23 protein-coding genes and 1 pseudogene are annotated in these 25,793 nt (G+C 39.1%); 7 read left to right on the forward strand and 17 right to left on the reverse strand.

The features are described from left to right. Both IQ244_RS17230 and IQ244_RS17235 read left to right on the forward strand, forming a co-directional pair. Positions 1-185 (forward strand): annotated as a pseudogene (locus IQ244_RS17230) (photosystem II q(b) protein); the annotation flags it as partial. A 183-nt stretch (positions 186-368) separates the two neighbouring features. Beyond that, positions 369-2,024 (forward strand): dipeptide ABC transporter ATP-binding protein, encoded by a 1,656-nt coding sequence (locus IQ244_RS17235; protein WP_193896203.1) that lies wholly within the window; start codon positions 369-371, stop codon positions 2,022-2,024. Between the two features lie 53 nt (positions 2,025-2,077). Here IQ244_RS17235 and IQ244_RS17240 read toward each other — a convergent pair whose 3' ends face one another. The 10 genes from IQ244_RS17240 to IQ244_RS17285 all read right to left on the reverse strand — a co-directional run bounded on the left by IQ244_RS17240 (position 2,078) and on the right by IQ244_RS17285 (position 10,331). Next, positions 2,078-2,506, reverse strand: a complete 429-nt coding sequence (locus tag IQ244_RS17240) for a response regulator (RefSeq protein ID WP_193896205.1) — start codon at positions 2,504-2,506, stop codon at positions 2,078-2,080. A 183-nt stretch (positions 2,507-2,689) separates the two neighbouring features. Then, positions 2,690-3,412, reverse strand: a complete 723-nt coding sequence (locus tag IQ244_RS17245) for a Crp/Fnr family transcriptional regulator (protein WP_193896207.1) — start codon at positions 3,410-3,412, stop codon at positions 2,690-2,692. A gap of 249 nt (positions 3,413-3,661) precedes the next feature. Beyond that, positions 3,662-4,771 carry a glutamate 5-kinase gene (gene proB / locus IQ244_RS17250; protein WP_193896209.1) on the reverse strand — a complete coding sequence of 370 codons (1,110 nt, stop codon included), beginning with the start codon at positions 4,769-4,771 and terminating at the stop codon, positions 3,662-3,664. Positions 4,772-5,070: 299 nt separating this feature from the next. Further along, on the reverse strand, positions 5,071-5,610 hold the full coding sequence (locus tag IQ244_RS17255) for a YqeG family HAD IIIA-type phosphatase (RefSeq protein ID WP_193896211.1): 540 nt from the start codon (positions 5,608-5,610) through the stop codon (positions 5,071-5,073). Between the two features lie 349 nt (positions 5,611-5,959). After that, a complete protein-coding gene (locus IQ244_RS17260; protein WP_193896213.1) occupies positions 5,960-6,532 on the reverse strand; it encodes a DUF3727 domain-containing protein in 573 nt (190 codons plus the stop codon). 131 nt (positions 6,533-6,663) lie between these two features. Continuing rightward, positions 6,664-7,125, reverse strand: a complete 462-nt coding sequence (gene ruvX, locus IQ244_RS17265; protein WP_193896329.1) for a Holliday junction resolvase RuvX — start codon at positions 7,123-7,125, stop codon at positions 6,664-6,666. Positions 7,126-7,271: 146 nt separating this feature from the next. Further along, complete coding sequence (locus IQ244_RS17270; RefSeq protein WP_193896215.1) at positions 7,272-8,510, reverse strand: GNAT family N-acetyltransferase; 1,239 nt, start codon at positions 8,508-8,510, stop codon at positions 7,272-7,274. A gap of 221 nt (positions 8,511-8,731) precedes the next feature. Beyond that, positions 8,732-8,932 (reverse strand): hypothetical protein, encoded by a 201-nt coding sequence (locus IQ244_RS17275; RefSeq protein ID WP_193896217.1) that lies wholly within the window; start codon positions 8,930-8,932, stop codon positions 8,732-8,734. A 179-nt stretch (positions 8,933-9,111) separates the two neighbouring features. After that, a complete protein-coding gene (locus IQ244_RS17280) occupies positions 9,112-9,786 on the reverse strand; it encodes a response regulator transcription factor (RefSeq protein ID WP_193896219.1) in 675 nt (224 codons plus the stop codon). Positions 9,787-10,043: 257 nt separating this feature from the next. Next, a complete protein-coding gene (locus IQ244_RS17285) occupies positions 10,044-10,331 on the reverse strand; it encodes a Mo-dependent nitrogenase C-terminal domain-containing protein (protein WP_193896221.1) in 288 nt (95 codons plus the stop codon). A gap of 233 nt (positions 10,332-10,564) precedes the next feature. Between IQ244_RS17285 and IQ244_RS17290 the strand changes: the two genes are divergently transcribed. Continuing rightward, positions 10,565-11,179, forward strand: a complete 615-nt coding sequence (locus IQ244_RS17290; protein WP_193896224.1) for a class I SAM-dependent methyltransferase — start codon at positions 10,565-10,567, stop codon at positions 11,177-11,179. A gap of 42 nt (positions 11,180-11,221) precedes the next feature. Here the strand turns inward: IQ244_RS17290 and IQ244_RS17295 are convergent, their stop codons facing one another. Beyond that, complete coding sequence (locus tag IQ244_RS17295; protein ID WP_193896226.1) at positions 11,222-11,686, reverse strand: GNAT family N-acetyltransferase; 465 nt, start codon at positions 11,684-11,686, stop codon at positions 11,222-11,224. Between the two features lie 397 nt (positions 11,687-12,083). Here IQ244_RS17295 and IQ244_RS17300 point away from each other — a divergent pair, with 397 nt between their 5' ends. From IQ244_RS17300 to IQ244_RS17310, 3 genes are all read left to right on the forward strand, one after another. Continuing rightward, a complete protein-coding gene (locus IQ244_RS17300; RefSeq protein WP_193896228.1) occupies positions 12,084-14,324 on the forward strand; it encodes a PAS domain S-box protein in 2,241 nt (746 codons plus the stop codon). A 3-nt stretch (positions 14,325-14,327) separates the two neighbouring features. Further along, a complete protein-coding gene (locus tag IQ244_RS17305; protein WP_193896230.1) occupies positions 14,328-14,798 on the forward strand; it encodes a response regulator in 471 nt (156 codons plus the stop codon). Between the two features lie 110 nt (positions 14,799-14,908). After that, positions 14,909-16,093, forward strand: a complete 1,185-nt coding sequence (locus IQ244_RS17310) for a hybrid sensor histidine kinase/response regulator (RefSeq protein ID WP_228058977.1) — start codon at positions 14,909-14,911, stop codon at positions 16,091-16,093. Positions 16,094-16,175: 82 nt separating this feature from the next. Here IQ244_RS17310 and IQ244_RS17315 read toward each other — a convergent pair whose 3' ends face one another. The 3 genes from IQ244_RS17315 to IQ244_RS17325 form a co-directional block, all read right to left on the reverse strand. Then, positions 16,176-17,612, reverse strand: a complete 1,437-nt coding sequence (locus IQ244_RS17315) for a sensor histidine kinase (RefSeq protein ID WP_193896234.1) — start codon at positions 17,610-17,612, stop codon at positions 16,176-16,178. Next, positions 17,609-18,322, reverse strand: a complete 714-nt coding sequence (locus IQ244_RS17320) for a DUF4079 domain-containing protein (RefSeq protein WP_193896236.1) — start codon at positions 18,320-18,322, stop codon at positions 17,609-17,611. The genes IQ244_RS17315 and IQ244_RS17320 overlap by 4 nt, the downstream gene beginning before the upstream one ends. A 264-nt stretch (positions 18,323-18,586) precedes the next feature. Continuing rightward, positions 18,587-19,054, reverse strand: a complete 468-nt coding sequence (locus IQ244_RS17325) for a DM13 domain-containing protein (protein WP_193896238.1) — start codon at positions 19,052-19,054, stop codon at positions 18,587-18,589. A 270-nt stretch (positions 19,055-19,324) separates the two neighbouring features. Between IQ244_RS17325 and IQ244_RS17330 the strand changes: the two genes are divergently transcribed. Continuing rightward, on the forward strand, positions 19,325-21,619 hold the full coding sequence (locus IQ244_RS17330) for a glycosyltransferase (RefSeq protein ID WP_322746078.1): 2,295 nt from the start codon (positions 19,325-19,327) through the stop codon (positions 21,617-21,619). Positions 21,620-21,773: 154 nt separating this feature from the next. On the opposite strand, the gene IQ244_RS17335 is transcribed toward IQ244_RS17330, so the two are convergent. The 3 genes from IQ244_RS17335 to IQ244_RS17345 form a co-directional block, all read right to left on the reverse strand. Continuing rightward, positions 21,774-22,922, reverse strand: a complete 1,149-nt coding sequence (locus tag IQ244_RS17335; RefSeq protein WP_193896240.1) for a hypothetical protein — start codon at positions 22,920-22,922, stop codon at positions 21,774-21,776. Positions 22,923-23,061: 139 nt separating this feature from the next. Continuing rightward, positions 23,062-24,672, reverse strand: coding sequence for a glycosyltransferase family 39 protein (locus tag IQ244_RS17340; protein ID WP_193896242.1), 1,611 nt, complete (start codon positions 24,670-24,672; stop codon positions 23,062-23,064). A 43-nt stretch (positions 24,673-24,715) separates the two neighbouring features. Further along, a complete protein-coding gene (locus tag IQ244_RS17345; protein WP_193896244.1) occupies positions 24,716-25,552 on the reverse strand; it encodes a GNAT family N-acetyltransferase in 837 nt (278 codons plus the stop codon). Positions 25,553-25,793: the final 241 nt, after the last annotated feature.

Consider the following 25,793-nt stretch of genomic DNA (forward strand, 5'->3'; position numbering starts at 1 on the left):
TCAACTTCAACCAGTCTGTGATTGACTCTCAAGGTCGCGTGATCAACACCTGGGCTGATATCATCAACCGCGCTAACCTCGGTATGGAAGTAATGCACGAGCGCAACGCTCACAACTTCCCCTTAGACTTGGCTGCTGGTGATGTTGCTCCTGTTGCTCTCACTGCTCCTGCTATCAACGGTTAATCTTCTGAGATAGAAGCAATAACTTGAATGAAAGGCGCTCTCCTTATGGGGGGCGCTTTTTTAGTTTGGAGTTAGACAAAGTGACGCTGAGTTTTTTATTTGGAGCAGGAGCTTTGGGGAATTTGATACACTAGCTAAAATTTGAAATTATTCTAGCTGGTAGCTCTGGGCTGATAAATAAATATGAGTGAAGCTTTATTTTGTATAGAAAATTTGCGAGTTGCTTATCCTCAGCGCGGTGGGGAAGAACTCAGTTGGGCAGTGGATGATGTATCTTTGACGCTCCAACCTGGGGAAAGAATGGGTTTGGTAGGAGAATCTGGTTGTGGTAAATCTACGTTAGGACGGGCGGTAATGCGGTTGTTACCGTCATCCAGCCAGATTGAAGGACGAGTAACTTTTCAAGGGGAGCCGGTATTTGATTTAACGCCAACTCAGTTGCGGAAATTTCGGGGGGAAGTAGTAGCATTAATTTTCCAAGACCCAATGACGCGCCTTGACCCGTTGATGACGATTGGTAAACATTGCATTGAAACGCTTCAAGCACATTCACCAGAATTATCCGCCAAGGAAGCAAAGGAAAAAGCACTGGCGACCTTGGCAAAGGTAAAAATCCCGGCGAGTCGGTGGAGTCAGTATCCTCATGAGTTTAGTGGTGGGATGCGACAACGGGTAGCGATCGCTCTAGCCCTCCTTCTCAATCCTAAATTAATTGTGGCTGATGAACCTACCACTAGTTTAGATGTGACTGTCTCCGCCCAGATTTTACAAGAATTAACTCGTCTGTGTGCGGAAGAAAATATGGCGCTGCTGCTGATTTCTCACGATTTGGCAATGGTGGCGGAATATTGCGATCGCATCGGTGTAATGTACCAAGGCAAAATGGTAGAAATGGGGGCGACGACATCAGTATTTGGCAACCCTCAACATGAATATACGCGATCGCTTCTACAAGCCGCTTTGCATATTCAATCTGTGGATGAGGTAACGGCGGACTGGGGTTTAGGCGATGAGAAAAATGTTTCCCAATCACCACTGTTACGGGTTACAGAACTCAAGCAACATTACACCATAGAACCCAACTTTATTGAACGACTGTTTAAAGCAGAAAATCAAACAATCAAAGCTGTTGATGGAATCAATCTAGAACTCTACCAAGGGGAAATTTTAGGTTTAGTTGGTGAGTCAGGATGCGGTAAAAGTACACTGTCGCGGACTATTTTACAGTTAATTCGTCCGACATCTGGCAAAGTAGAATTTTTGGGACAGGATTTAACCAAGCTATCACGCCCAGAAATTCGCGCTTCTCGACGACAGATGCAAATGGTGTTTCAAGACCCCCATGCTTGTCTTAACCCGGCGATGACAGTAGGGCAAAGTATAGGTGATCCTTTGTTAATTCACAACCTTGCTGATGCGGCTAAGGCTAAAGAAGAAGTATTGTGGATGTTACAAAAAGTTGGGTTAACACCACCATTCGTTTATTATCAACGTTACCCATCAGATTTATCTGGCGGACAACAGCAACGGGTAGCGATCGCGCGAGCTTTAATTACTCGCCCTAAACTGTTGATTTGCGATGAACCTGTGAGTATGTTAGATGCCAGCGTGCAATCACAAGTATTGGATTTGATGTTGCAGTTAAAAAAAGAATTTGAGTTAACTTATCTATTTATTACTCATGACTTGTGGTTAGCACGATTTTTGTGCGATCGTATTGCGGTGATGAATGGCGGTAAAATTGTCGAACTTGGCCCGACAAAACAAATTTTTGCTAATCCGCAGCACCCTTACACTCAAACACTACTAGCTGCGGCTCCCCTTTTGGCACGCGCCTAGGATAAAGATTAGAGATATATTGCCAAGCTGATCTATCTAACTTTATAGATCAATTAATATCTGAATATTGGCGCATTTAACTGCTTCGATCTAGACAGATTAGCAACTAGATACGCCAACTCATCTAAGTCAATTGGCTTGGATAAATACATCTGAAAACCTGCTTTGAGTGCATACACACGGTCTTCATCGGTAGTAAAACTAGTCAATGCAATAGCTGGAATGTATTTTCCACGCTTTGCCTCTAAATTTCTGATTTCTGGGAGCAGTGAGTGGGCGGCTTCATCTGGTAAATAGATTTCGCTGATCAGTATGTCCGGTTGAAAATGCAGGATTATATTTAGGGCATTGCTAAATGATGCAACCGTTTTAACCTCAGATCCCTCTGCTTCAAAGAAAATCTTGAGCAATTCTCTACTGTCGGCATGGTTGTCAATAATTAGCAAGCGTAGACCATCAACACTGATGGATTGGCAAGACATGAATCATTACTTCCTATACTTTTCAAACCTTAAATAGCAATGGCTTAAAATGCTTGTTTCTTAACTGTACAAATTTTCCAGGTTGGGTGTCAGTACGATTTCGCACATCAGGCAGATAAATTATCGATTGTGCCTACTGTTCACGACTCGTAAATTCAGTGCTTCACCACTTATTCACTAGAACTAGCTTTGTCTGCCTAGCAAGCGAGCGTACTCATCTTTGATGATGGAATAACATTCACAAGCTGTCTGTTCTAAGTCTTCATGATTCAAAATGTTAATATTGCCACGCTTGTAGCTAATCATTCCGGCTCGACTAAGAATGCCAGCTGCCACAGTTACACCAGCACGGCGTACACCCAGCATCTGAGCAATAAATTCCTGAGTCAGAGGGAATGTATCTGATTGCACACGGTCAGATACTATCAGTAACCAACGGGCGAGTCTTTCTTCAATTGTGTGCAGACGGTTGCAGGCTGCTGTTTGTGTCACTTGGGTGAACAGCGCTTGGGTATAACGCAACAGCAAACTTTGCAGTTCTCTACCCCGCTGGAACTCGGCAACTAGATGTTCTGCCTTCATTTTCATAGCACCATTGGCAACCTGTACTAATGCCGTTGTGGTTGTAGAAATACCACCCCAAATTACAGGCATACCCACCATACCATCCTTGCTCACCACACCAGCTTCAACGGTCGCGCCGTTTTCTTGGATACAGACTAAAGAAACTATGGACTGATTGGGAAAATAGACGTAGGTAATTGGTTCGCCAGCTTCGTAGAGTATTTGATTAATTGAAAGTTCAACTCGCTCTAGGTAAGGAACTAAGCGTTGATACTCAGGAGCCGATAGTGCGGCGAGTATCTGATTTTCTATTGGTAAATGAGGTTTGTTAGATACAGACATGACAATTCTCCAAGCCGCTTTTTTGGCAAAGATTAGGCAACTGATAGCAGCTTGAGAGGAGGTAGGAACTAGTCCCAATATGTCAAAAGTTGAATTCTTTTAAAAGTAAATTGCAAGCGTAACAACTTACAATGCTGCATCAAGCTCTACGCTAGGCAAATGTTTAGGCTTGACACACACCTTAATAGTTGCACATTTTTAATCGTTCATTTGTTCGATTGTGTACCAACCAATAAGCGTATAAAACCATTAAGTCAAAACTAAGTTATCTCGATGCACTACGGTATCTGTGCCAACATACCCTAAAATTTCAGGAATTTCTCTAGAGTGACGACCACAGATTTTTTGCAGTTCATCGCTGCTGTAATTTACTAGCCCTCTGGCAATTTCGTTGCCGTTAGTGTCGCACAATTGCACAGCTGCTTGGGTGTCAAATTCTCCTTCTATAATTTTGATACCCGCTGCTAATAATGATTTTCCAGCTTGGGATATAGCAGCGATCGCACCTTGGTCTAAATACAATTTTCCCGCTGGCACAAGTCCATAAGCTATCCAGCGTTTCCTAGCTGATGTGGGTTCTGGTTGCGGTTCAAAGTGTGTTCCTAAAGGTTCCCCTTGGATAATTTTTTCGAGATTGCGGGGAAATCGCCCTTGGGTGATGACGGTTCGCACTCCCGCGGCGATCGCTATTCGGGCGGCGGATATTTTTGTCACCATCCCACCAGTACCCCATTGTGAGCCTTGTCCACCTGTTTGGATTTGCAGTTGCGCCAATTCTTTAATATTACTGACCAAGGAAATGGGTTTGGCATCTGGTACAGAACGGGGATCGGCTGAGTATAATCTGTCTACGTCGGTGAGTAAAAACAGCCAATCGGCTTCGACTAAACTCGCTACTAATGCCGACAGGGTGTCATTATCACCAAATTTCAGTTCCTCGACAGCTACTGTGTCATTTTCATTAACTACCGGAATTACACCCAGTCCCAGCAATTCTTTAAAGGTGTTGTAAACGTTAAGGTAGCGGCTACGCTGTACTAAATCGCTGCGAGTCAGCAAAACCTGGGCAATCGGCTGTTGCAAGGTAGTAAACAAATCGTCATATATCCGCATTAACCGCCCTTGACCAACTGCGGCTACTGCTTGTTTGAGAGCGATCGCTTTGGGGCGTTCGGTTAAACCCAATCTGGCACAACCCACACCTACAGCACCAGAGGAAACCAAAATCACTCGATTGCCCTGCTGCCTTAAATTGCAAAGTGTTTCCGTTAAAGTAGCGATCGTAGAGAGCGCTAGTTGCCCGGTTTCTGGTTGGGTAAGGCTAGAAGTACCGATTTTGACGACAATCGTTTTGGTCATTGGTCAATTGAAATAGGAAGTCTGAAATACTTTAGTTAATGCCTGCACTGTTCCCTGTTTCCTGTTCCCTTTAGTTCATCTTTTCTCGTTAATGATTTTTTAGACTATGAACTCTAGACTAAAAAGTAAAGCGCCAAGCCTTCTATAGTGAAGGTGACGCTTTACCAGTTTATAGTTATTTGCTATTTACTAGGGTCTTTTTTGGCTGACCCCATGTTATTAATACTTATAATCTCCCATTTTGTGTGTTTCTAAATCATTCTTAATTATTTCTTTAGCTTTCTTTTCCTGACGATTTGTTACTTTTTGTGAATTGTATTTTGCTTAGGAGTGATAGAGGCTCCCAAGATTTCGGAAAACCAAACTTCAAAATTTCTCACAGGATGGGAACGCAGGGCAGCATCAGGATGAATAATCGGTTCTACAAGAATTGTAAACATTCCCAGGCGATTACCAGCCAAGACATCAGTGAATAAGCGATCGCCCACCATCCCTACTTGATGTGCAGGTAAATCCATTGATTGCACAGCCGCTCTAATTTTCCGGCGAGAGGGCTTGGCTGCACCCAAGTAGTAAGGTAAGTTCAACGAACGAGCAATACTACCAATGCGAGATTCACTTAAGTTATTGCTCACTAACCACAAATCAACGTCGATGCGGATTTCTTCTACCCATTGTCTCAATTCTGGTGAAGGAGTCCCCACTGTAAAGGGAACTAAAGTTTCATCCACATCTAACACCAGTCCCTTCAGCCCATATTGTTGAATAATTTTTTTAGTCAATCGCAATACTGAACCGTGTAAAATCAAGTCAGGCTGTAAGAGATTGTTCCAGGTCATAGACATTTAAGGATCACAATGAAAAATGCTCTTAATTATGAGCATTTGTTTAATAGTCAGCAATTAAAATTTAACAGTCACTTTCTGAAAATTGACTGTCAAGAAATAAGTTCTACCAATTCTCCATTAAGACATTGAGCGCTTATCGGGAATTTTGAGAGAATTAGGATGATTTAATTTTAACCAGAGGAGCAAAGCTTTGCCCCTCTGGTTAGCGTCCAGAGAAAAATTGTTTTACGCGTTTCTTATGGAAAGTCCTTAAATTCCTGTGGGATTATGCTAGTAAAAATTCGCAATTAAAAATCTAAAACTGTGCCATTTTAGTTTTTAATTTTTAATTTTGAAAATTTTATTCCACTTCGTTAAAAAGTTGTTCTTCTAGCAGTGGTTGTACTTGGCGAAATTCTTCGGGCGAGAGTAATTCAGGATTACCTTCTTTTGTAATTCTGGCAAAAAATAGCAAGGGATCGAGGGGGGTATAGATAGCATACTCCTGTTCTTGGTGATAGAAGCTGGCGAGTAACTGTAATTGCTCTGGTTCTAAATCGGTTTCGTCGTCTTCTATTTCTAAGGTAAAAAGTTCCGACTCATCTACAGCGGGTAATTCACCAGCAACGGTTAAAGCGTAAGCCGTATTTTTGAGAATCAGGTTTTGCTCAGATAAAACTGCTTGGGCGGTACCAAAAATTTCGTCAAGGATAGCATCATCTTCTACTAAAACGGCTTCTTCTTCCTCGTCTTCACCTTCCCAAGCGAAAACTTCTATGGGTGAGTCCACAGGAAGAAGTAAGACGTATTCTTGCCCATCTACAGAGAGCGAATGTTCTATGTAACATTCGAGGGTTCGCCCTGTGTCATCAGTCAAGGTGATGGAACCTGTACGATCGCGATCGTTATCTTCAGAAAATGGAGAGGAAAACATAGCCGATTAGTTAAACTTTAATCTTTACCCGCAACTGTGAAAATTGCTTGCCTGTTGAATGACAAATAATGTCAAGCCAATAGTTTCACTCTCAAACACAACTACTAGGTAATTGCTTTCAGAATATCATGTCAAAAGCTATCCATACTCGACAGCACCTTAACTGCGGCAGATCGTCGAGTATCTAGCCATTGTTGTAAAATTAATGCCGCTGCTTTGCGGTCAATTAAACCTTTATTTCGAGATGGTGAGAGGTTTTCTGCTATGAGCATTTGCTCTGCTTGATAAGACGTTAGGCGCTCATCAACATACTCTATGGGTAATTTAAGAGCTTTACCCAGTCTGTTGGCAAATTTCTGCACATGACGCGCCTGGAATCCCAACGTACCATCCATTGAATAAGGTAAACCAACTACTAAGATTTCTACTTGACGTTCATTGACTATATTTTGGAATTGCTCAACATCGCGCTCAAAAGATGAGCGTTCAACTGTCATAATTCCCGTAGCAATTAAACCAGTGCGATCGCATCCTGCTACGCCGATTCGCTTGCTGCCAACGTCTAACCCTAGTGCTGAAATATACTGTTTTATATTCATTATAATTTTTTGCTTTTTGCCTCCTATTGAAGTATTCAAGTGCTGTAAAGCCTTGTGGGCATAGCTGCGCTTAGAGCGATAGCGGGGCATTTATCTCGTTTTGAGTCAGATATCTTTTCTCTGCACTTTCGCTGCTAATGCTACTTTTCTGGCTGTGTATCTACTGAGTCATTGTGGCAAGGTGGCTCAATTTTACAGTTATTACACTTAAAGGTTAGAGGTTCTGATTTGGTTGGTACTGGTATATCTGAGGATGGCGGCTGTCCGGTTTTTATCCAAGACATCCCGCCTGGTATCGGTTTACGTGCTGGTTGCAAACCTTGCAGTACATCAGTCCATTGAATGCCTTCGAGGGAGACAAATTTTGATTCTCGGAGTTTGTGCCACACTGAGCGAGACATAATCAAAGTGTGTTCGGTGCGTTTAGCACCAATCCTTTCTAAATATTCTTCCCGCTCTGGCTGGTAGTCTAAAGAAGCCAGCCGCAAACCTTGTTGGGGGAAATCTTGGGCTATCCGCGCCAATTGCGAAAGCAACTCTGGATACAACCAAGTGTAAGCAGGGTGAACTGTCAGCGTAGCCACATGGGGAGTTTCGCCTTTGCGGTCAAGCTGTACTTGAAAATAGCCAATGGCGGCTTTGCGTTGAGGTTCAAACACATAACCACTGACAACTTCAGTTTTGGTGATCCACTGCTTGACTGCATCGGTTAAAGCACCGAACAAGCTGGTTTTGAAATCGCGGGTGTTGCGGTCAAATACCTGACGGACTAAAGGCGGCATAGATGCTGTATCTAGTTGATAAAGCAACTGAGCATCTGCATTACTTACTGGAAGCAAATTTGGTAAATCTGGCTCTGCTTGTGCCAATTCCGCCAGTAAATCTGCTTCAATTTTCCAGTAAGTAATTTCTGCTAGACGTTGAAATCCATTTTGTCGATACAGTGCTAGGGCATCTACATCATTAATATTTACTTCTAATAACCAAGTCCGAGCTTCTAAAATCGACTCAAAGCAATGGCGTAATAATTGTGAGCCTATTCCTTGCTTATCCGCACTTCGATCTAACAGTACCCGATCAATGCGCCAAGTACTCCGGGTGCGGTTAAATGGGGAAACTTGAATCATCCCTAAAAGCATCCGTCCCTGTTCTGCTACGAATGCACAGAAACGATACTGTAGCGGATTAGGAAACCAACTCAAAAATTTGAGTAATCCATACCAGCGACGCAGCGATTGCATCTGATGGTTGTCACAACTAGAGTCGTTAGGAGTCATTGCGGTGAATGACTCTTGGGTTAATTGCTCAATTCCATCCAGATCCCGATAGTGGACTGGCCGGATGACAACGCTGAGATTTCGAGGAAGTAATGAAGTCATTTTGATTCAAGCGGCCATGTAGCCTTAACTAACTGTTCTTGGGTGGAACTGCGGCAATAATAATTTTAACGGCTTTCCGTTGTGGGCTATTGCTTCAAAAGGTTAATTTTGGTGATTAAATACTTAAACAAGCAAAAAAGCAGGTTGGATGAGTAAGCTATTGGCGTTACCCAACAAGACCTGCTTTTATTTTATTTGACTTTTAGTTAAATTTCCTATATTTACAAACCTTGCCGAGAAATTAGCTTTTCAAAGTTGGCTTGGGTTTGATGGAGGAGTTGTTGCCTACTATCTTCTACAGTATGCTTGAGGGTTGGAACCAGATTGCGAGCTTGCAGAGTCATATGCAGCTGTAAGTGGGCGACATATTCGCTAAAGTCGTCATTTTGTACAGCTTTGCCCGTGAGTAAGTTGGATTCCATTGCCACTATGTTCTCCTTGTCGCGCTTTTGCTTCACATCATCAAAACTTATCACGTTGATTGGATGGCATTTATTATTTCGCAATGAAGTTTAACGGTTTTTTGCAATTAGGTTTATAGGTTAGAGGTAACAAGTGACAGGTTAGGGTGTCACTTTACAACCCTTCACACTTCACACATTTACTCGCGTAGGACGTAGCCAACACCGCGGACGGTTTGAATCAAGCGCTTTTCCTGATTGATTTCTAGCTTGAGGCGCAAGTAGCGGACGTAAACTTCGATAATGTTGGAATCGCCCATGAAGTCATAACCCCAGACTTCTTCGAGAATGCGATCGCGGGTAATGACTTGTCGAGGATGGGAAAGTAAATAATCGAGCAAATCAAATTCTTTGGCGGTTAATTCAATTAATCTGCCGCCGCGATAAACTTCTCTAGTGCGGCGATTTAAGCTGAGGTCTTCAAATTCTAAGATATCTGCTGCGTCTGCTTCTTGATTGCGCCGCAAATGAGCGCGGACTCTGGCTAGGAGTTCTTCGACGCTAAAAGGTTTAACTACATAGTCGTCAGCACCAGCATCCAAACCGGCAACGCGATCGCTGACTTCATCTTTCGCTGTTAATAATATTACTGGGACTTTATCACCAGTACTCCGTAGGCGGCGACAAATTTCTAATCCTGATAACCCTGGTAACATCCAATCTAAAATAACTAAATCTGGATGTAACTCCCGCGCCGCAGTAAGTGCAGTTAATCCATCGTAGGCGACACTGACTTGATAACCTTCGTAATTCAGTTCCAATTCGATAAATCGTGCCAGTTTGACCTCATCTTCTACAAGTAAGATGTGCGTCATATTGATGATTTTAATGATTTCAGCAAGGTAAGACAGTAATTAACACAGACACAGAGATAGTACCGCAAGGCGGAAGTCAAAAGTCAAAAAGCTTATAGGGCAACCTTGTTGACAATTTGCAATGGATTATTATTTACGCCGTGTTCTACTACTTTGATGTATGTCTAATTGGTTCTAAAATAGCTTAGTATAGATTGAATCAGATAACAAGTGTACGTCTGTAATTACCGATAGCTACTATTTGTGACTTTCAAAGTTTAGCAATAAACTGTTATGTCTTCACCACATTCATCAGCAAGATAACACAGCGCTCGAAAACGCAGACTTACTAATTGCTCATAAAAGGGATTGAGTTTACACATTGGCGGAATGTGAAACAGTTTCCGGCCAAACAAAGTTACATCTCGTTCAAAAGGACATTGGGATGGTATAACTCTACACAAAAAATGAGCTAATTGAGTGTTGTGAATTTCTTGGCTTTCCAACCACCCACGAACTGATTGTAAAAGGTCTTTGGGTAAATGAACTAAAGTAATCGATGTCATAGTGCTTCACCTGAATGAGGTTAGAACCTCTATCAAATATAGATTTGAGTTAATTAGCTTGAGGGAATTAATGTAGCGATCGCTTGTGGCTGCTACACTCACAGATAATCTTTTTCTGGGGTAACGTCTTTAAATACATATCCTAGTATTTAGATTTCGGAATCATCTCTTAGTTCCCATACTTGCTGTATTGGACGCTAGGCTAGATATCGCTGCTATGTAAGTGCGAAGCAATGACTGACAACTTTCTCGCTAACAAGAAATCCCTCTTTAACAACTGGGCATCAAGCTATGATTGGATTTTTCCCTCAGTATTTTATCGAGCTATCCATCAACGGTTATTAGAATATGTTGATTTATCCGATCAAGTCAACGTACTAGATTTAGGTTGCGGTACTGGACGCTTATTAGCACGACTAGCCACAAAATTTCCTCATCTGCGTGGTACAGGTTTAGATTTATCTCCTAATATGTTGCGTATAGCCAGACTTAGCAACCACCATCAGCCTCGCTTAATTTATGTTGAGGGTAATGCAGAGTCTCTACCCTTCGGTGAAGCTCAGTTTGATGCTGTTTTCAACAGTATCAGCTTTTTACATTATCTAGAACCTCAACAAGTGCTGAGTGAAGTAGCGCGAGTTCTTACCCCAGGGGGACGCTTTTACTTAGTTGACTTTACCTCTAAACAAGAGACAGAACCGAAAAAAACACCAATTTCGCCTTTGGGAGTGCGGTTCTACAGTCCCAAACAGCGCGAAATTTTAGGTTCTGCATCTGGACTTATGTGTGTGAGTCATCATTATTTATTAGGGCCTGTCTTGCTAACGATTTTTGCAAAAGGTCATTAGTCAATGGTCATTATTGATTGTTCCTCTATCCTTTCCCACAGTCTACTTACTTTGATATTTCATGAAAATTACAGGTACTCTGAACAGCTTTTTAGCTAATTGAGAGATGCCAAACTTACGTACCAGAGATGAAGGAAGATTTTCAAAAGAAACTGTGATAAAACCAAAGCGGCTGTAAAATTGTGATAGTTTTTCACCCAAACATTCTAAGTAGAGTGGTTCTGTGGCTTGATTAATCAGATGTTGGGTAAGTAAACTGCCTAAACCGCGACCTCTCCAATTTGGTGTAACAACCAAACTACCAAGTTCTTGTGCGCCTGGAAAGTTACGCAGTTGTCCACAAGCAATTAAATTACCTTCAGATTCCACCACAAAGAATTGTTGCCAACGTAATTGTGTAGGGTCAAGTTTTGCTGAAAATACTAATGCGAAAATTGACCATTTATCAGCAGCAGTTGCTCGACGCAAAATACATCCAGATGGTAAAGATAGATTTTCGGTATTCATTAATTTTACAAAAGTTTAATTAGATAATTTTTTAGGTTATGAGGTATTAGCAAAATATCAAATAAACACTTTTTATTCCTTTGTAATTATATATTTTAAGTAATGAGTATTAATTATTAATTTTGTCATCTATCAATAGATATACATTTTGATATTTAAAATCAAAATTTTATATCCCCAAACTCCTAGGACAAGTCAGGGATATTAGGATAATTTGTTATCTTTGATGAATTTTGACTTGTTAAAGCAGTAACTAATGAAAGCATAAATATTAAAGATAAGCAAAATTTGGATGATTTGTATACATTGTGAATGTATTATTCGCTTCAGAAGGCTATTGTTCAGTTATTAAGACTAAATACTATTCATTTACCAAATGAACTTGTGCGAGTCGCGCATGAATAAACTTTCTGAAAAATTTATTGCCGGCGGTTTTGGTGTGGCATTACTACTACTATGTGGTGTTGGTATAACTTCTTTACTCAGTTTCCAGCGGTTAACAGAAGAAAAGCGCTGGGTAATTCATACCTATCAAGTTATAGAAGCTTTAGATAATCTGCATCTTGGTCTGAGCAATGCGGAAAGCGCACGCAATAGCTATATTTCCACAAGCAAGATAGTTTATAAAAAAGTTTATCAGCAAGAAAAGCAAAACTTAAATCAACAGATTCAATCTATCAGTAATTTGACTAGGGATAACTTGCAGCAACAAGACCGACTTCAGCAATTGGAACCCAAAGTTATACAGAAATTTGGCTTGTTACAGAAATCTATCGATATTTTCGAGCAACAAGGTTTGTCAAAAGCGGTGAAAATCGCTAACAATAATCAGGTTACAAATATTGATACACAACTTAAAAATATCACTCAAGCAATGGAGGGTGAAGAAAAAACTTTATTGCAACAGCGGATAGCAAATACAGATGAGAGTTTTAGTCAGATAATTTTTGTGATGGGATTAGGATATAGTTTAAGTTTTTTTCTGATCTTAGTGGTTTATTGGCTGCTGCAAGAGCAAATTCGGATTAATAAAGTTTTGTCAGCAGAAGCAATTCTTCTAGAACAGCAAGTGGCAAAAGCAAAGCTGGCAAACATTTTAGAGACTGTAACGGATGCTTTTGTCGCTTTAGATTGTAATTGGTGTTACACCTATGTTAATCAAAGGGCGGGGCAAATTTTTAATCGTCGTCCTGAAGACTTGATTGGGAAAAATATCTGGGAAGAGTTTCCCGAAGCAATAGGAGAAAAATTCTATCATGCTTATTACCAAGCTGTGACAGAACAGAAAATAATTGAGATGGAAGAATATTATCCACCGTGGGAGCGCTGGATTGAAAATCGGATTTATCCTAGTCAAGAAGGGTTATCAATTTTCTTTCAAGACATCACCCGCCGTAAATCAGCAGAACTTGCTTTGGAAAGAAGTGAAAAACGCTATCGTTCATTGGTAATTGCAACATCTCAAGCAGTTTGGATAGCTGATGCTAGGGGATTTCCTCAAGAATATTCATCTTGGATAGCTTTGACAGGGCAAAGTCAGGAAGAAATTGCTGAATGGGGATGGCTGAAGGCAATTCATCCTGAAGATCGGGATTTTTCTCAGTTTTTATGGAATCAGGCGATGGAATGGAAAAGTCCGTATAAGTTGGAACATCGTGTGCGAGTGGCTGATGGTAGCTATCGATTTTTTGCTGTGCGGGGAATTCCCATATTGGATGCTGATAATCAAGTTCAAGAGTGGATAGGGACTCATACTGATATTACAGACCGCAAACTAGCGGAGGAAGCACTACAACAGGCAAAAGTAGAGCTAGAAATTAAAGTTGAGGAACGTACAGCCGAGTTGCAAAAGTTGAATGAAGAACTGAGGAACTCGAATCAAGAACTAGAACAATTTGCTTACGTGGCTTCCCATGATTTGCAAGAACCATTGCGGGCGGTAACCGGCTATAGCCAATTATTAGTGGAAGAATATCAAGAGCGGCTAGATGAGTCTGCCCAAGAATATTTAGATTACATCATTGATGGTGCAAAACGAATGCAGCAGTTGATTCAAGACTTGCTGGCCTATTCTCGTGTAGGCACACGTGGTCGAGAATTTACCCCTACTGATTGTAATGCTGTAGTTGGAGAAGTTTTGCGTAATTTGGATGTGGCGATCGCAGAAAGTCAAGCTATCATCACTTGTGATCCATTACCTAACATACTCGCAGATAAAACTCAGTTAATACAATTATTTCAAAATTTGATTGGTAATGCCATTAAGTTTCACCGCAAAGATATACCGCCACGAATTCATATTAGTGTACTCAAAGAGGAAAAAAGTAGGGGTGTAGGGGAAGAAGATTTTATTCAGGACTCAGCACTAAATACCTCGCCCTATGTTTGGTTGTTCTCAGTACGGGATAACGGTATTGGCATTAAATCCCAGTATCTTGACCGGATTTTTGAAATTTTCCGTCGCCTGCATACCCGGCGAGAATTTCCGGGTACGGGTATTGGTTTGGCTATTTGTAAAAAAATTGTTGAACGTCATCATGGTCGCATCTGGGCTGAATCTCAGTTAAGGATAGGGACAACTTTCTACTTTACTCTTCATGAATCAGTTACCGGAAAAATTTTGGATAAAGACATGTAATATATGGTTAATAACAGTATTGAAAATAGTCAGGTATGTCGGCGTGTAGAAATTTTGCTAGTTGAAGACTCCCCTAGCGACGCTAATCTCACGATGAAAGGCTTTGTCAATGCCAAAATTGCCAACAATTTACACTGGGTAGAAGATGGTGAAACGGCAATGAATTATCTCCGCCAGCAAGAAAAGTTCGTTGATGCGCCACGTCCAGATTTAATTTTACTCGACTTGAATTTACCAGGGATGGATGGACGGGAAGTGCTGACAGAACTGAAATCTGATCCCAGCCTGAAACGGATTCCTGTGGTTGTGCTGACTACCTCAGCAGATGAGCAAGATATACTACGTTCTTACAATCTCAGTGCTAATTGCTATGTGACAAAACCCCTTGATGTTTACCAGTTTATTGAGGTTGTGCAGTTAATTAAAGATTTTTGGTTAGCAGCAGTCACGCTTCCACCAGATTCATCAATTTAATATTGTCTTTTTCTATTTGTCCCATATGAATTATGATTGAGCGTTGTTTTTACAATGAAAAAATCAAATGATTATTGGGCAGATTTCTATAAAAATATTTTATGCAAAAAATGATGATTCAAGTTCTACTGGTCGAAGATAGTCCGAGTGATGCCAGACTACTGCATCAAATATTTTTACATGCCTATCAACAAGAACTAAAAATATTGCATGTTGAAAGATTATCTGAAGCAATAGAGTTAAGTGTATTAGATAAGAAACACTTACAAGATGGTTGGGAAAGTACAAATCTCAAACAAGATAAATTTGATGTAGTCTTGTTAGATTTAGGATTACCTGATTCTGTAGGAATAGATACTTTGAAAAAATATCGAGCCGCAGTACCGGATGTTCCTGTAGTCATTCTAACGGGTCTTGATGATGAAGAATTAGCTATGCAAGCATTAGCAGAAGGCGCTCAAGATTATTTAGTAAAAGACCAAATTACAATCCAGCGGTTAATACGTGCTATTCGCTATGCTATTGAACGGGAAGAAATTCTCAATAAGTTACGAGAGAGTGAAGAAATTAGTCGTCAAGCATTAGCTAAAGAGCAACAACTAAATGAGCTAAAGTCTAATTTTGTGGCAATGGTTTCTCACGAGTTTCGTAACCCAATGACGACAATTCGGACTGCTATGGATATACTGCAAAATCAAACTCAATTGAATGAGGAGCGCAAAAGTTTCTATTTTGAACGTGTGCAAGACTCAATCAATCATATGCTCCAATTACTCGATGAAGTGTTGTTCCTGAGCAGAAGTGAAGCTGCTAAATTAGAATATAAACCTGCATCTTTAGATTTAATTAGCTTTTGTGAAGAAATCACAGATGTTCTGCAAATGAAGGCGGTTGGTCAGCAGAATATTATCTTTAACTATGTAGGAAAATCCAATCTCAGCTACATGGATGAGGAATTACTTTATTGTATTTTAACTAATTTAATTTCCAATGCTGTTAAATATTCTCCGCCACAAAGTAATGTCTGGTTTAATTTAAACTGTGGAGATGGTATGGCGATTTTTCAAATTCGAGATGAGGGAATAGGTATCCCTGAAAAAGACCAAATAAATCTATTTCAAACTTTTTACAGAGCTAGTAATGCGCGGCGAATTCAAGGGACAGGGCTAGGGTTGGCTATGGTGAAAAAGTGTGTAGATTTACATGGTGGTGAGATTAGTATAGAAAGTAAGCAGAATATAGGAACTACGGTAATAGTCAGACTGCCATTAAATTATCATGGCGAGAGTAAATAGTTGACTACAAATAAAGTTAAGGAATAAAGGCTATTATTTGTCAGGGTTAAAGAATTTATGAATCTAAGAATATTAATAATGATTAGCTAGAGCTTGGTAAATAAGCAGATAAGATAATTGTAAATATACTTCCTTCACCTAAACGCGATCGCACGGTCACATTCCCATTCATCCCTTCAACTAAAGTTTTGACAATAGATAATCCTAAACCACAGCCACCATTAGAACTAGTACGAGCTTCATCTATGCGGTAAAATCGCTCAAAAATCCGCGATTGATGTTGTAAAGGAATACCATAACCTTGATCGCAAACTTCTATGATGGCTTGATCTGCTTGTTGATAAAATTTTATAGTCACAGAGGTTTCGGGAGCAGAATACTTAAAGGCGTTATCGATTAAATTGAGTAAAACTTGTTTGAGACGATTGTAGTCAGCTTTAGCGGTAATTGACTGGTTAGTTGATTCAATTGTAATCTGGCGATCGCTATAAGTTTTGGCCATGACCACAACTTCTGTCACTAAGTCGTTCAATAAACAGCGTTCTAGACGAAATAGCAAATTACCACTATCCGCCCGCGCTAAATCTAGTAAATCTTGTAACAGGCGAATGGTACGTTCTGCTTCAGATGCGGCTGTTGCTAAAGCTTCTTGTTGAACTTCGGTTAAATTATTCTGCCGTCGTAAGACGCTTTGCAAATAGCCATGTACGATAGTCAGGGGTGTGCGTAATTCGTGAGATACATTACTGACAAACTGTCGCTCTTGCTCCCAAGATTGGAACAGACGCGATAACATCATGTTGTATGTTTGAGTTAATTCTCTAACTTCGCTGGGGGCGTTGTCTAAATACAGTTGTGCTTGTCCTAAGTCTGCAATGGAAATGACTTCTGTCATTTGACTTAACTGGCGTAGAGGTTGTAGGGAACGTTTGATGTAAAATGCGATCGCTACAGAAATAATTGTAATTGTGACAATACTAGCAATTCCCAAACTCTGCACAATTACTAAAAACATACTTTGTTCGCGGGTAACATCCTGTACGACAAATAATGTCCCCACAGCCTGATCTCCTAATGTTAATGTACTCCCGCACATCACAAAGTAACTTTTACCCATTTGTTGGACTATGGGTTTCATTGATATTTCACTTATATTAATTAACTCAGATATTTCCTTCTGCGGTAATTTATCTAAGTTATCAGATTGCACCAATACCTGATTTTCCGGACTTTTTACCCATAAATATGTATGTGAAGTACTTAAATTATTAATTGCCTTTTGTAACCCATTCTCCCCAGGAAGAATTTCAGTATAAAGTTCTACATAATAAGGCAAATGTTGGTTAATCTGTTGAATATTAGTTTTATAATTATTAATTAAAAATTGCTGCATTTTCCAGCTTGTCCAGGTAGCCAAGCTACCTAATCCTAAAGCTGAAACAGCAGCAATTCCTATGGTGAGTCGAACTCGTAATGAAGAAGGATCAACTATGCGAAAAATTTTCTGGATTTGATTCACTTCGGTGCTTGAGGGGTTGGTGTTAGACAAGTTTTATTAACATAATCGCACTGATAAATATAAGGTTCCTGCCAACTCAAGGGAATTTGTAATAAGTCTCTTGTACCTGTTAATCCTTGTCCAATAAATAGTAAAAGAGCTACGCAGTTTAAAATTGTATGAATTAACCGCCAGCGATAAGACTTATAAATATCTTGCACAATTGCCAAAGAAAAAACCATCAGTAGTGATGCGGTAATACCAATATAGTAGTGTGACCAGTACCATTCATTAGTCAGGCGATAAACACCATCTTGACAGCCTAGAACTACTAAACCAACACCAGTTAAGGTAGCAAAAATCCCTCGCCATAACTTTTGTTTCGCTTGATAAAGTAATACTAAAGAAGCAATAGTTGCGACAAACATTAATAATATGAAAATTACTTGAAAATTAGCCGTATTCCACAATTGCTTCTTCATAATATTTTTACCAATGGGATAGGCTAAACCAACTAATGTCAATCCAACAACGGCGCTGGTTAACCAATCACCTAACTGTTTATGTTCTTTACCAACACTAGGGGGAATTTTACTCTTACCTTCATTTAAACTTTGCAAACGACGTTGACGTGTTTGCCAAGCAAAATTAATAACAGTGCCAATTAAAGGAAAGACAAAAATAACTGCGATCGCCGGATGTAAAAGTCCTAGAAAATCTGCTATTTCCATATTTTTTTGTATGATTATTACTGTTAACTGGCGATAGAATTAGTATTCTAGACTGACTAATTAAACTCAAATACTAATATTACTGAACTCTAAAATTCCTCAGCCATAAGTAGAACGGCGCAAATAAACAGAACTATGTAACGAAAAGTAAAGTGGCTTGAAAACTTCTTCCCTCCTGCCTTCAGCCCTCTGCCTCCTGCCTTGTCATAACGACAATTTTTAACACCGACCTACTTATAGTTTAGATAGGCATGACGAAATTATTTAACCGCCTATACTTGCATAACCAAAAGTAGCATTAAATTTACGACACCAGACTGCTACTGATTTATATCCAGATAATTGAAGATTAGCTGGTATAGCGTAGCTTTGACTACCGCTAAACTTTCTCAAACGACCAACTAAAACATAATCTTTTCTCCTCAAACCATAGATTTGGGGTGCAGAAGAGCGATGTAAAATTACGTAGACATCTGGGCCACTGCTGGTTCTAAAGTTCCGATCAAATTGTAAGTATCTTGTATTGTTCTTCTTGACAATGCTGACTTTTCCTTGGGTTGCGTGTTCACCACGGCGAAAGTTAGCCGACTGACCCACAGCCGCAGCTATTTGATTAATTCCAGTAGTTGCAACAGGTGTAGCAGTGGGTGTTTGATATGCAGTTACCTCTTGAATAGAGCCTAGGCTAACAGTTGCAATTAGACTCAGAATAGCTAAACTATTAAATTTCATAGTGTTTAGATCCTCAAATATATCTATATGAGGAAAATTTATAGCCGTCTGTGATGATGAATATTAAATTAAGCTGAGAATTAGTTAAAAATTTAGTTCAGTCATTTTTATCAGAATTTAATTTTATTTTCTTGATGAATTAAGTTCATCAAGAAAATAAATATCAAATTGATTTTTTTCGCAATAATTGAGGCGTAATTTCGTCAATAGACTATATAATATTTCCATTAAAATAAATCATAATCTTTATTTTTTTAGGAGATTAATCAAGTGCAAAAACGTAAAATTGCCAGATTTAATCTTTTGAATGGGAAACAGAAACAGGCTGATAGTCTTATTCCTCAAAGAGTTTTTCTCTTTCGCTTAGTGGCGTTTATGCTCTTGAGTATTGTAATTTTATCTGGCTTACTTGTAGCAGGTTGGTTCGCTGGTGAGATGAGAATTAATGGATTTTTTGCTCAAATTGATATTTGGCAAATGAATCCGCCAATGTGGTTAGAAGCGCCAATGGTAAATAATAAGTATTTACTTTCGCTAACCTTAGCGTTGCTTATCACAATATTTGTCGTGATGAAACTTTCGCCTCAGCCTCGTGTTTGGTCACAGCGGTTAGTAGTTGCTATATTAATAGTTTTAACTTTGCGGTATGTGTTATGGCGATCGCTCTCTACCCTTAACCTAGCTGATCCGTTAAATGGCGCAATTAGTTTGGGGTTATTTGCCTTAGAAATTCTGATGATTTGTAGCAGTTTGATTGAACTGTTTTTAATGTTAAACATTAAAGAACGTCACCGGGAAGCAGATGAAAAATCCATCGCGGTGATTAATGGTGATTTTACTCCATCTGTAGATATTTTCATTCCTACATACAACGAACCAGAATTCATTGTGCGGCGTACGATTATTGGTTGTCAAGCTCTAGAATATCCCCAAAAAAATATCTATCTTTTGGATGATAATCGGCGCTTAGAAATGCAAAAACTAGCAGACGAACTCGGATGTCACTACATTAAACGAGCCAATAATCAACACGCCAAAGCCGGAAACTTAAATAATGCACTCACCCAAACTAGTAGTGAACTAATTGTTGTTTTCGATGCTGATTTTGTCCCGACAAAAAACTTTCTCACTCGGACGGTGGGCTTTTTTCAAGATGAAACTATAGCCATCGTCCAAACACCACAAAGCTTTTATAATGCTGACCCCATAGCCCGAAATCTGGGCTTAGAAAATATTCTTACCCCCGATGAAGAAGTCTTTCATCGACATATTCAGTCAATGCGAGATAGTTCAGAAAGTGCAATCTGTGCTGGTACTTCTTTCATTGTTCGCCGGACTGCATTAGAAAAAGCCGGAGGTTTTATCACTGAATCTTTATCAGAAGATTACTTTACAGGGGTTAATTTAACTGCTTACGGCTATCGCATCATTTATTTAAATGAATTACTCAGTGCTGGTTTAGCCGCAGAAAATATAGCTGCTTATGCAATTCAACGTTTGCGCTGGGCGCAAGGTACACTCCAAGGACTTTTTATTAAATCTAATCCGCTGATCATTCCTGGATTTAGTCTGACTCAGAGATTAGCTCATTTGGGAGGATTTTTGAGTTGGTTTACGACTATTTCTCGAATTTATTTTCTTTTAATGCCCCTAGTTTATTCGTTTTTAGATGTAATTCCGATTCGGGCAAAATTACCAGAATTAATTTATTTTTGGTTGCCGCTTTACTTAGTGAATATTACAGTATTTGCTTGGTTGAATAAATATTCTCGTTCTGCTTTTTTATCAGATATCTATTTTTTAGTATTATGCTTTCCTATAGCGTGGACTGTACTGCAATCTCTACTACGTCCATTCTCCACAGGATTTAAAGTCACGCCTAAAGGAATCAGTAGCGATCGCTATACTTTCAACTGGAAATTAGCCTTACCTTTAATCATATTATTTATCGCTACAGCTATTAGTTTGTGGCAAACCATCTGTATGTACATACTCAAACAGGCTATGGCTGCACAAGTACCAGCAATGGCGGAACAAACTGTGGGTATGGGTGTAGGTTGGCTATGGAGTATCTATAATTTACTCATGATTGGTTCGGCTATCCTAGTTTTGCTAGATGCGCCCAAAACCGATACATTTGAATGGTTTGATTTACGACGAGTTGTCGAGTTAAAAATTGGTCATGAGAGTTATTGGGGTGTAACCACAATGATGTCGGAAATTGGTGCAGAGATAGCAATAACTCAGCAACTCCCCATTAATTTATTTGTCAGTCAACCAGTAACAATCAAAATCGCCGAAGAAAATTTCCACTTAAGCGCAGAAATAGTGAGTACTGGATTTGCTAATGAATTTCCCATCATCCGCATTCAATTCACATCAGTAAGTATCAGTCAACATCGTCGTTTAGTAGAAATATTATTTTGTCGTCCAGGACAATGGAAGCGTCAGAATGCACCAGGGGAGTTAAGTTCCCTCTTATTACTGTTGAGAATCTTGCTGAAACCCCGCATTATTTTTGATAGAAAAATTTCTGTCAGTCCAGTGGTGGTGACTAAGGTCTAAATCGCACTATTGTTAATGATAGCGATCGCAGTTTGATTTTTCCTCAAATGTCAGGGCGAATGGCAGTTCACCCTGATCTAAACCCTCAAGTCTATAAAAGTGATTGTCTGATTCCAGTAAGAAAAGAGCGATCGCTCTTATTCAGATGAGGTTTTTACGCCACCCAATTCCAAATAGTAAAGTTAAAGGAATATGAATATAGTAATATAGCAAACCAAATTAATATTAGGTATCCCCAGCGATGATGGCGAGAAAACACCAAGCCTAATGCCCATGAAAGCGACACAATGCCATAAGCATAACGGTTAATAGACATCAGCGCTCCAGAGAATATGATGAGTAACAATGAGCAATAACCGTAGACTACAGCAGTCTTACTCAACTGGTGGCGAAAATACCACAACATATAGCCGCCACCAAATACCATCACAACTTTAATTAAACTATCTCTGCCTACAGAGATAGCATCATTCAATATAAACCACCAACTTGGTTGCGCCCATGTTTTTTGGATATGCACAAATGCTAAAGGATCTTTAAAAGCAATGGCACAATATAAACTAAATGAAATTAATCCTAATGGTACACAAAGTCCCGCAATATAAGCACTTAATGGTTTCTTTTCTTGCCAAGCAACCAAAAGAAAAGTAGGTAATAATGTAATTCCTGTAGCGCGAGTTGCACTAGCCAATGCACCACAAACCGCAGCCCAAACATATTGACGATTATCGAATGCTCGCAAAGCTGCCGTAGTCAACAGTAGAAACAAACCTTCAGTATAAATAACTGTGCCGTATAAAGAAAATGGACACCAAGCCACGACAGCCGTTGTCCATCTGGCCACATGAGTACCATGACGTTCTTTTACCCAAGAATAAAGGATAAGTAGCGCCCCCAAAAAAGCACAGTTATTCAAGACTGTACCCGCTACTTCAAAAGGTAAGCCGAACATCATGATTCCACGACTAATTAAGGGAAATAAGGGATAAAAAGCAATTGAATGTTGATTGCCATCATTCGCATAGTTATAACCTTCAACTGCAATGCTGCGATACCACTTACCATCCCAATGAGAAAATAGTTCCCAACTCAGTTTAGGAACAAAGTTAGGAGCATAACCTAATGGATATGGCGGTTGCCAGTACGTATGCACAGGTGATGTGTACATTAAAGGCACAACAACTTGCATAGCAACGATAATGACCAGTCGACTTACCAGCCACATTAAAATTACGAAAATATAGCTATTACTTGGAAAGTTAATCTTTTTAAAAGATATTAGTTGATTAATAAGCTTTCTCATAATATATGAAAATTAAAATAGTCATATACCCTACGGCTTCAATAAGTTGGGTATCTTGTTATGTATAAATTATTTAGCACTGCTATATCTTACTATATTCTCAACTACCAGCAAACTAATTGTCTTACCAAATTACACCTTAGCGAGAGTCACTATTTTTGCGTAATTCCCAGAGTGAGTAATACTCATCTTGATAAACAAGATTTAGTTTGGATTGGTCTTGAGGGGCTAATTGCTGTCGCCAAGTATTCGCAATATCGAGTAAAAAAACCTGAGTATAGGTATTAGAAATATTAGGAATAATCAGATTTTTGACTAATTTAAATCGGACTCGTGGCTCCACAAGATAACTTAAAGAAACAACATTGCCAAAATTAATCCCTTCAGCATTACTAATTAACAATGGACGCGGAGAACGATTAATAATTTGGGCAACTTGGAGATTATGATAACTCGCTCCTTTATGCCACCAAGTTTCAGCTTGATAATATACCCGCGAAGAAACTAATCCACCAATAATTAATAGTGCTATGATTGTTTGCCAGATTCTGCGTCTTGCCAAACTGCCATTATAAAGTTGTGCAGCTAACAAATAAATCACAGCAATTTGAATACCTAAATAAGATGGCAAAAAATATGGCTCAGAACCTAGCTTAATTTCACCAGACTTTAAAGCTGGTAAGATTAATGGTAGTGATGGTACTACAATTAAAATTACAATAAATAGCCAAGTTTGATAGTTAGTAGTACGACAAAGCAAATAAATCGCGCATCCTACTAAAATTAGCAAAAATGCACAGATTAAATAATTGGCATTATTATCTAATACAAAATCTAAATCAAAAAATATTCTGTTGATTTGTCTTAGTAAGAAGGGTACTAAAGGTATTGGTGCTAACTCTGTTTTTACACCCTGATTTGATATTAAAAACTGAAAAAATTTGGCTAATCCAATGATCATCCAAAAAATAAAGGCAAAAAAGGCGACAATGGATGCTAACAAATAATCTCTAACAGTTTTATTTAATTGAAAATTAGCAGTTGTGATCACATAAATTCCATGTGTGATCGCCACAAATCCACTCCATAAAGAGGTGTATAGACTTAATACTAAAATGACTGTATAAAGGCTCCAATTAGTAAACTGATCTGGGGCTAATTTATTTTCAGATTTTGATTCTAGGCGCAAAGCTCGAATTAGTGAGGCGCTGCTAACTATAATAGTGACTAACCAAAGAATATATTCTTGGGCTTCTGTGGCGTATATTAAGTAAATGGGAGAGACAGCAGTCAGAGCGATCGCTAACCAAGGTAGAGATAATGGCACAGAAAATAATTCCCGACATAACCAATAAATGCTAGGAAAAACTAACAAGCTAATACAAGCCGATAAACTTCTAGTTGCTGTAATTGAATTACCAAAGATACCTAACCAAAATCGGGCGATCGCATAATAAAGTGGTGGATGTTGCGGGTCTTCTTTCGCTAAAGACATAATCGTATCACTCAGTCCTTTTTGTTGATTAATACCTTGGAACTGAGCAAAACTTTCAGGAGTAATTACACGACTATTAAATAATTGCTGTTTGACTTCCGCAACTGTATAACCAGAAATTCGTAATGATGTATATGTTTCATCATGAGAATAAACTTTACTGTCTAGGTTAAAAAAGCGGAACAATACAGCCATCACCAGCAAAACAATAATTAAAAACCGCAACCAACTCGGAATGATTGTGTTCTGCTGCATAGTTAGATGAATTGGGGAAAAATTAGGGCGATCGCTACTTAATTTACGGTAAAAGCTTTTTTGATCGAGATAAATTTTCTTTCTTCGTAAAACACTTAGGAAAATGCCATCTTGTAAAATTTTCTAGATTAGAAATAGTCAAAAAATCAATTGTTTTAAACTGCCGATCAATGGCTGGCAAACTACATATCTTAGCTCCAATACTCAAATAAGCTTGGACAATCTTGGGAATTTCTACTTCACATTTATCTAAACAATGGTGAGTAACTTCTAAACAATATTGAGCATTGGGATAGACTACAATACTCGAATGTATGAAATTGTTTCTTTGAAAAAAATTATATGCACAAGCAGCTTGTCTAGGAGATTGTGTGAGTAATGAAGCACAGCCAAAAAAATATTTATTTTGACTCCAAATAAGATAATTAGCTAATCCTTCCCACAGTAATAGTAATGCTTGGCTGTTGCGAAATTCTTTGGCAATGCACGCACGTCCAACTTCCACGGATGCTTGCAGCACATTATCAGGAATTGTGCTGAGATTAAACACATCAGCAGCATCAAAACCCAATCCTTGAGATGCCATTTGATAAGTTTGCATCCGATAAGTGCCAATTGTTTGACCAGTATGTTTAGAAATCAAGATTAAATGATGACAAACTTCATCAAACTTATCTCGATCCATTTGGGTGAGGCTAGAACTAGAAAATCCTAAACCTAGTTCCAAATTAAAGACTTCAAACCGCAAACGGAAGATAGATTCTAATTCTTCTTCAGTTGAGGCCAGTCGCAAGATATACTTATCGGTTTGAAGAACTGGAAAATCTTTCAAAGAAGAAGAATTAAGCGAATAATTAATGTTGCGGTAAGAAATTTCCATCTGTCTTCCAACTTAGATGTGCGGAGATATCCTAGTAAATTCACAAGTTTGACAAAAACATTCGATGCACTAATGTGATGCAGTATTACAGGTGTAATTTTCTAGGATATGTTTCCAGAAAGGTTTTCTGATAAATCTTGACTTGGTAGCGTGTCAGATTTATCTGAGAATTCTCGCCAAACCTCTACTGAAAACAGTATTTATTTTCCCCATTTCCTCGACAATTCCTCTCCCCGTTATG

It is taken from the genome of Nostoc sp. LEGE 06077 (assembly GCF_015207705.1).
Lineage (GTDB): Bacteria > Cyanobacteriota > Cyanobacteriia > Cyanobacteriales > Nostocaceae > Nostoc_B.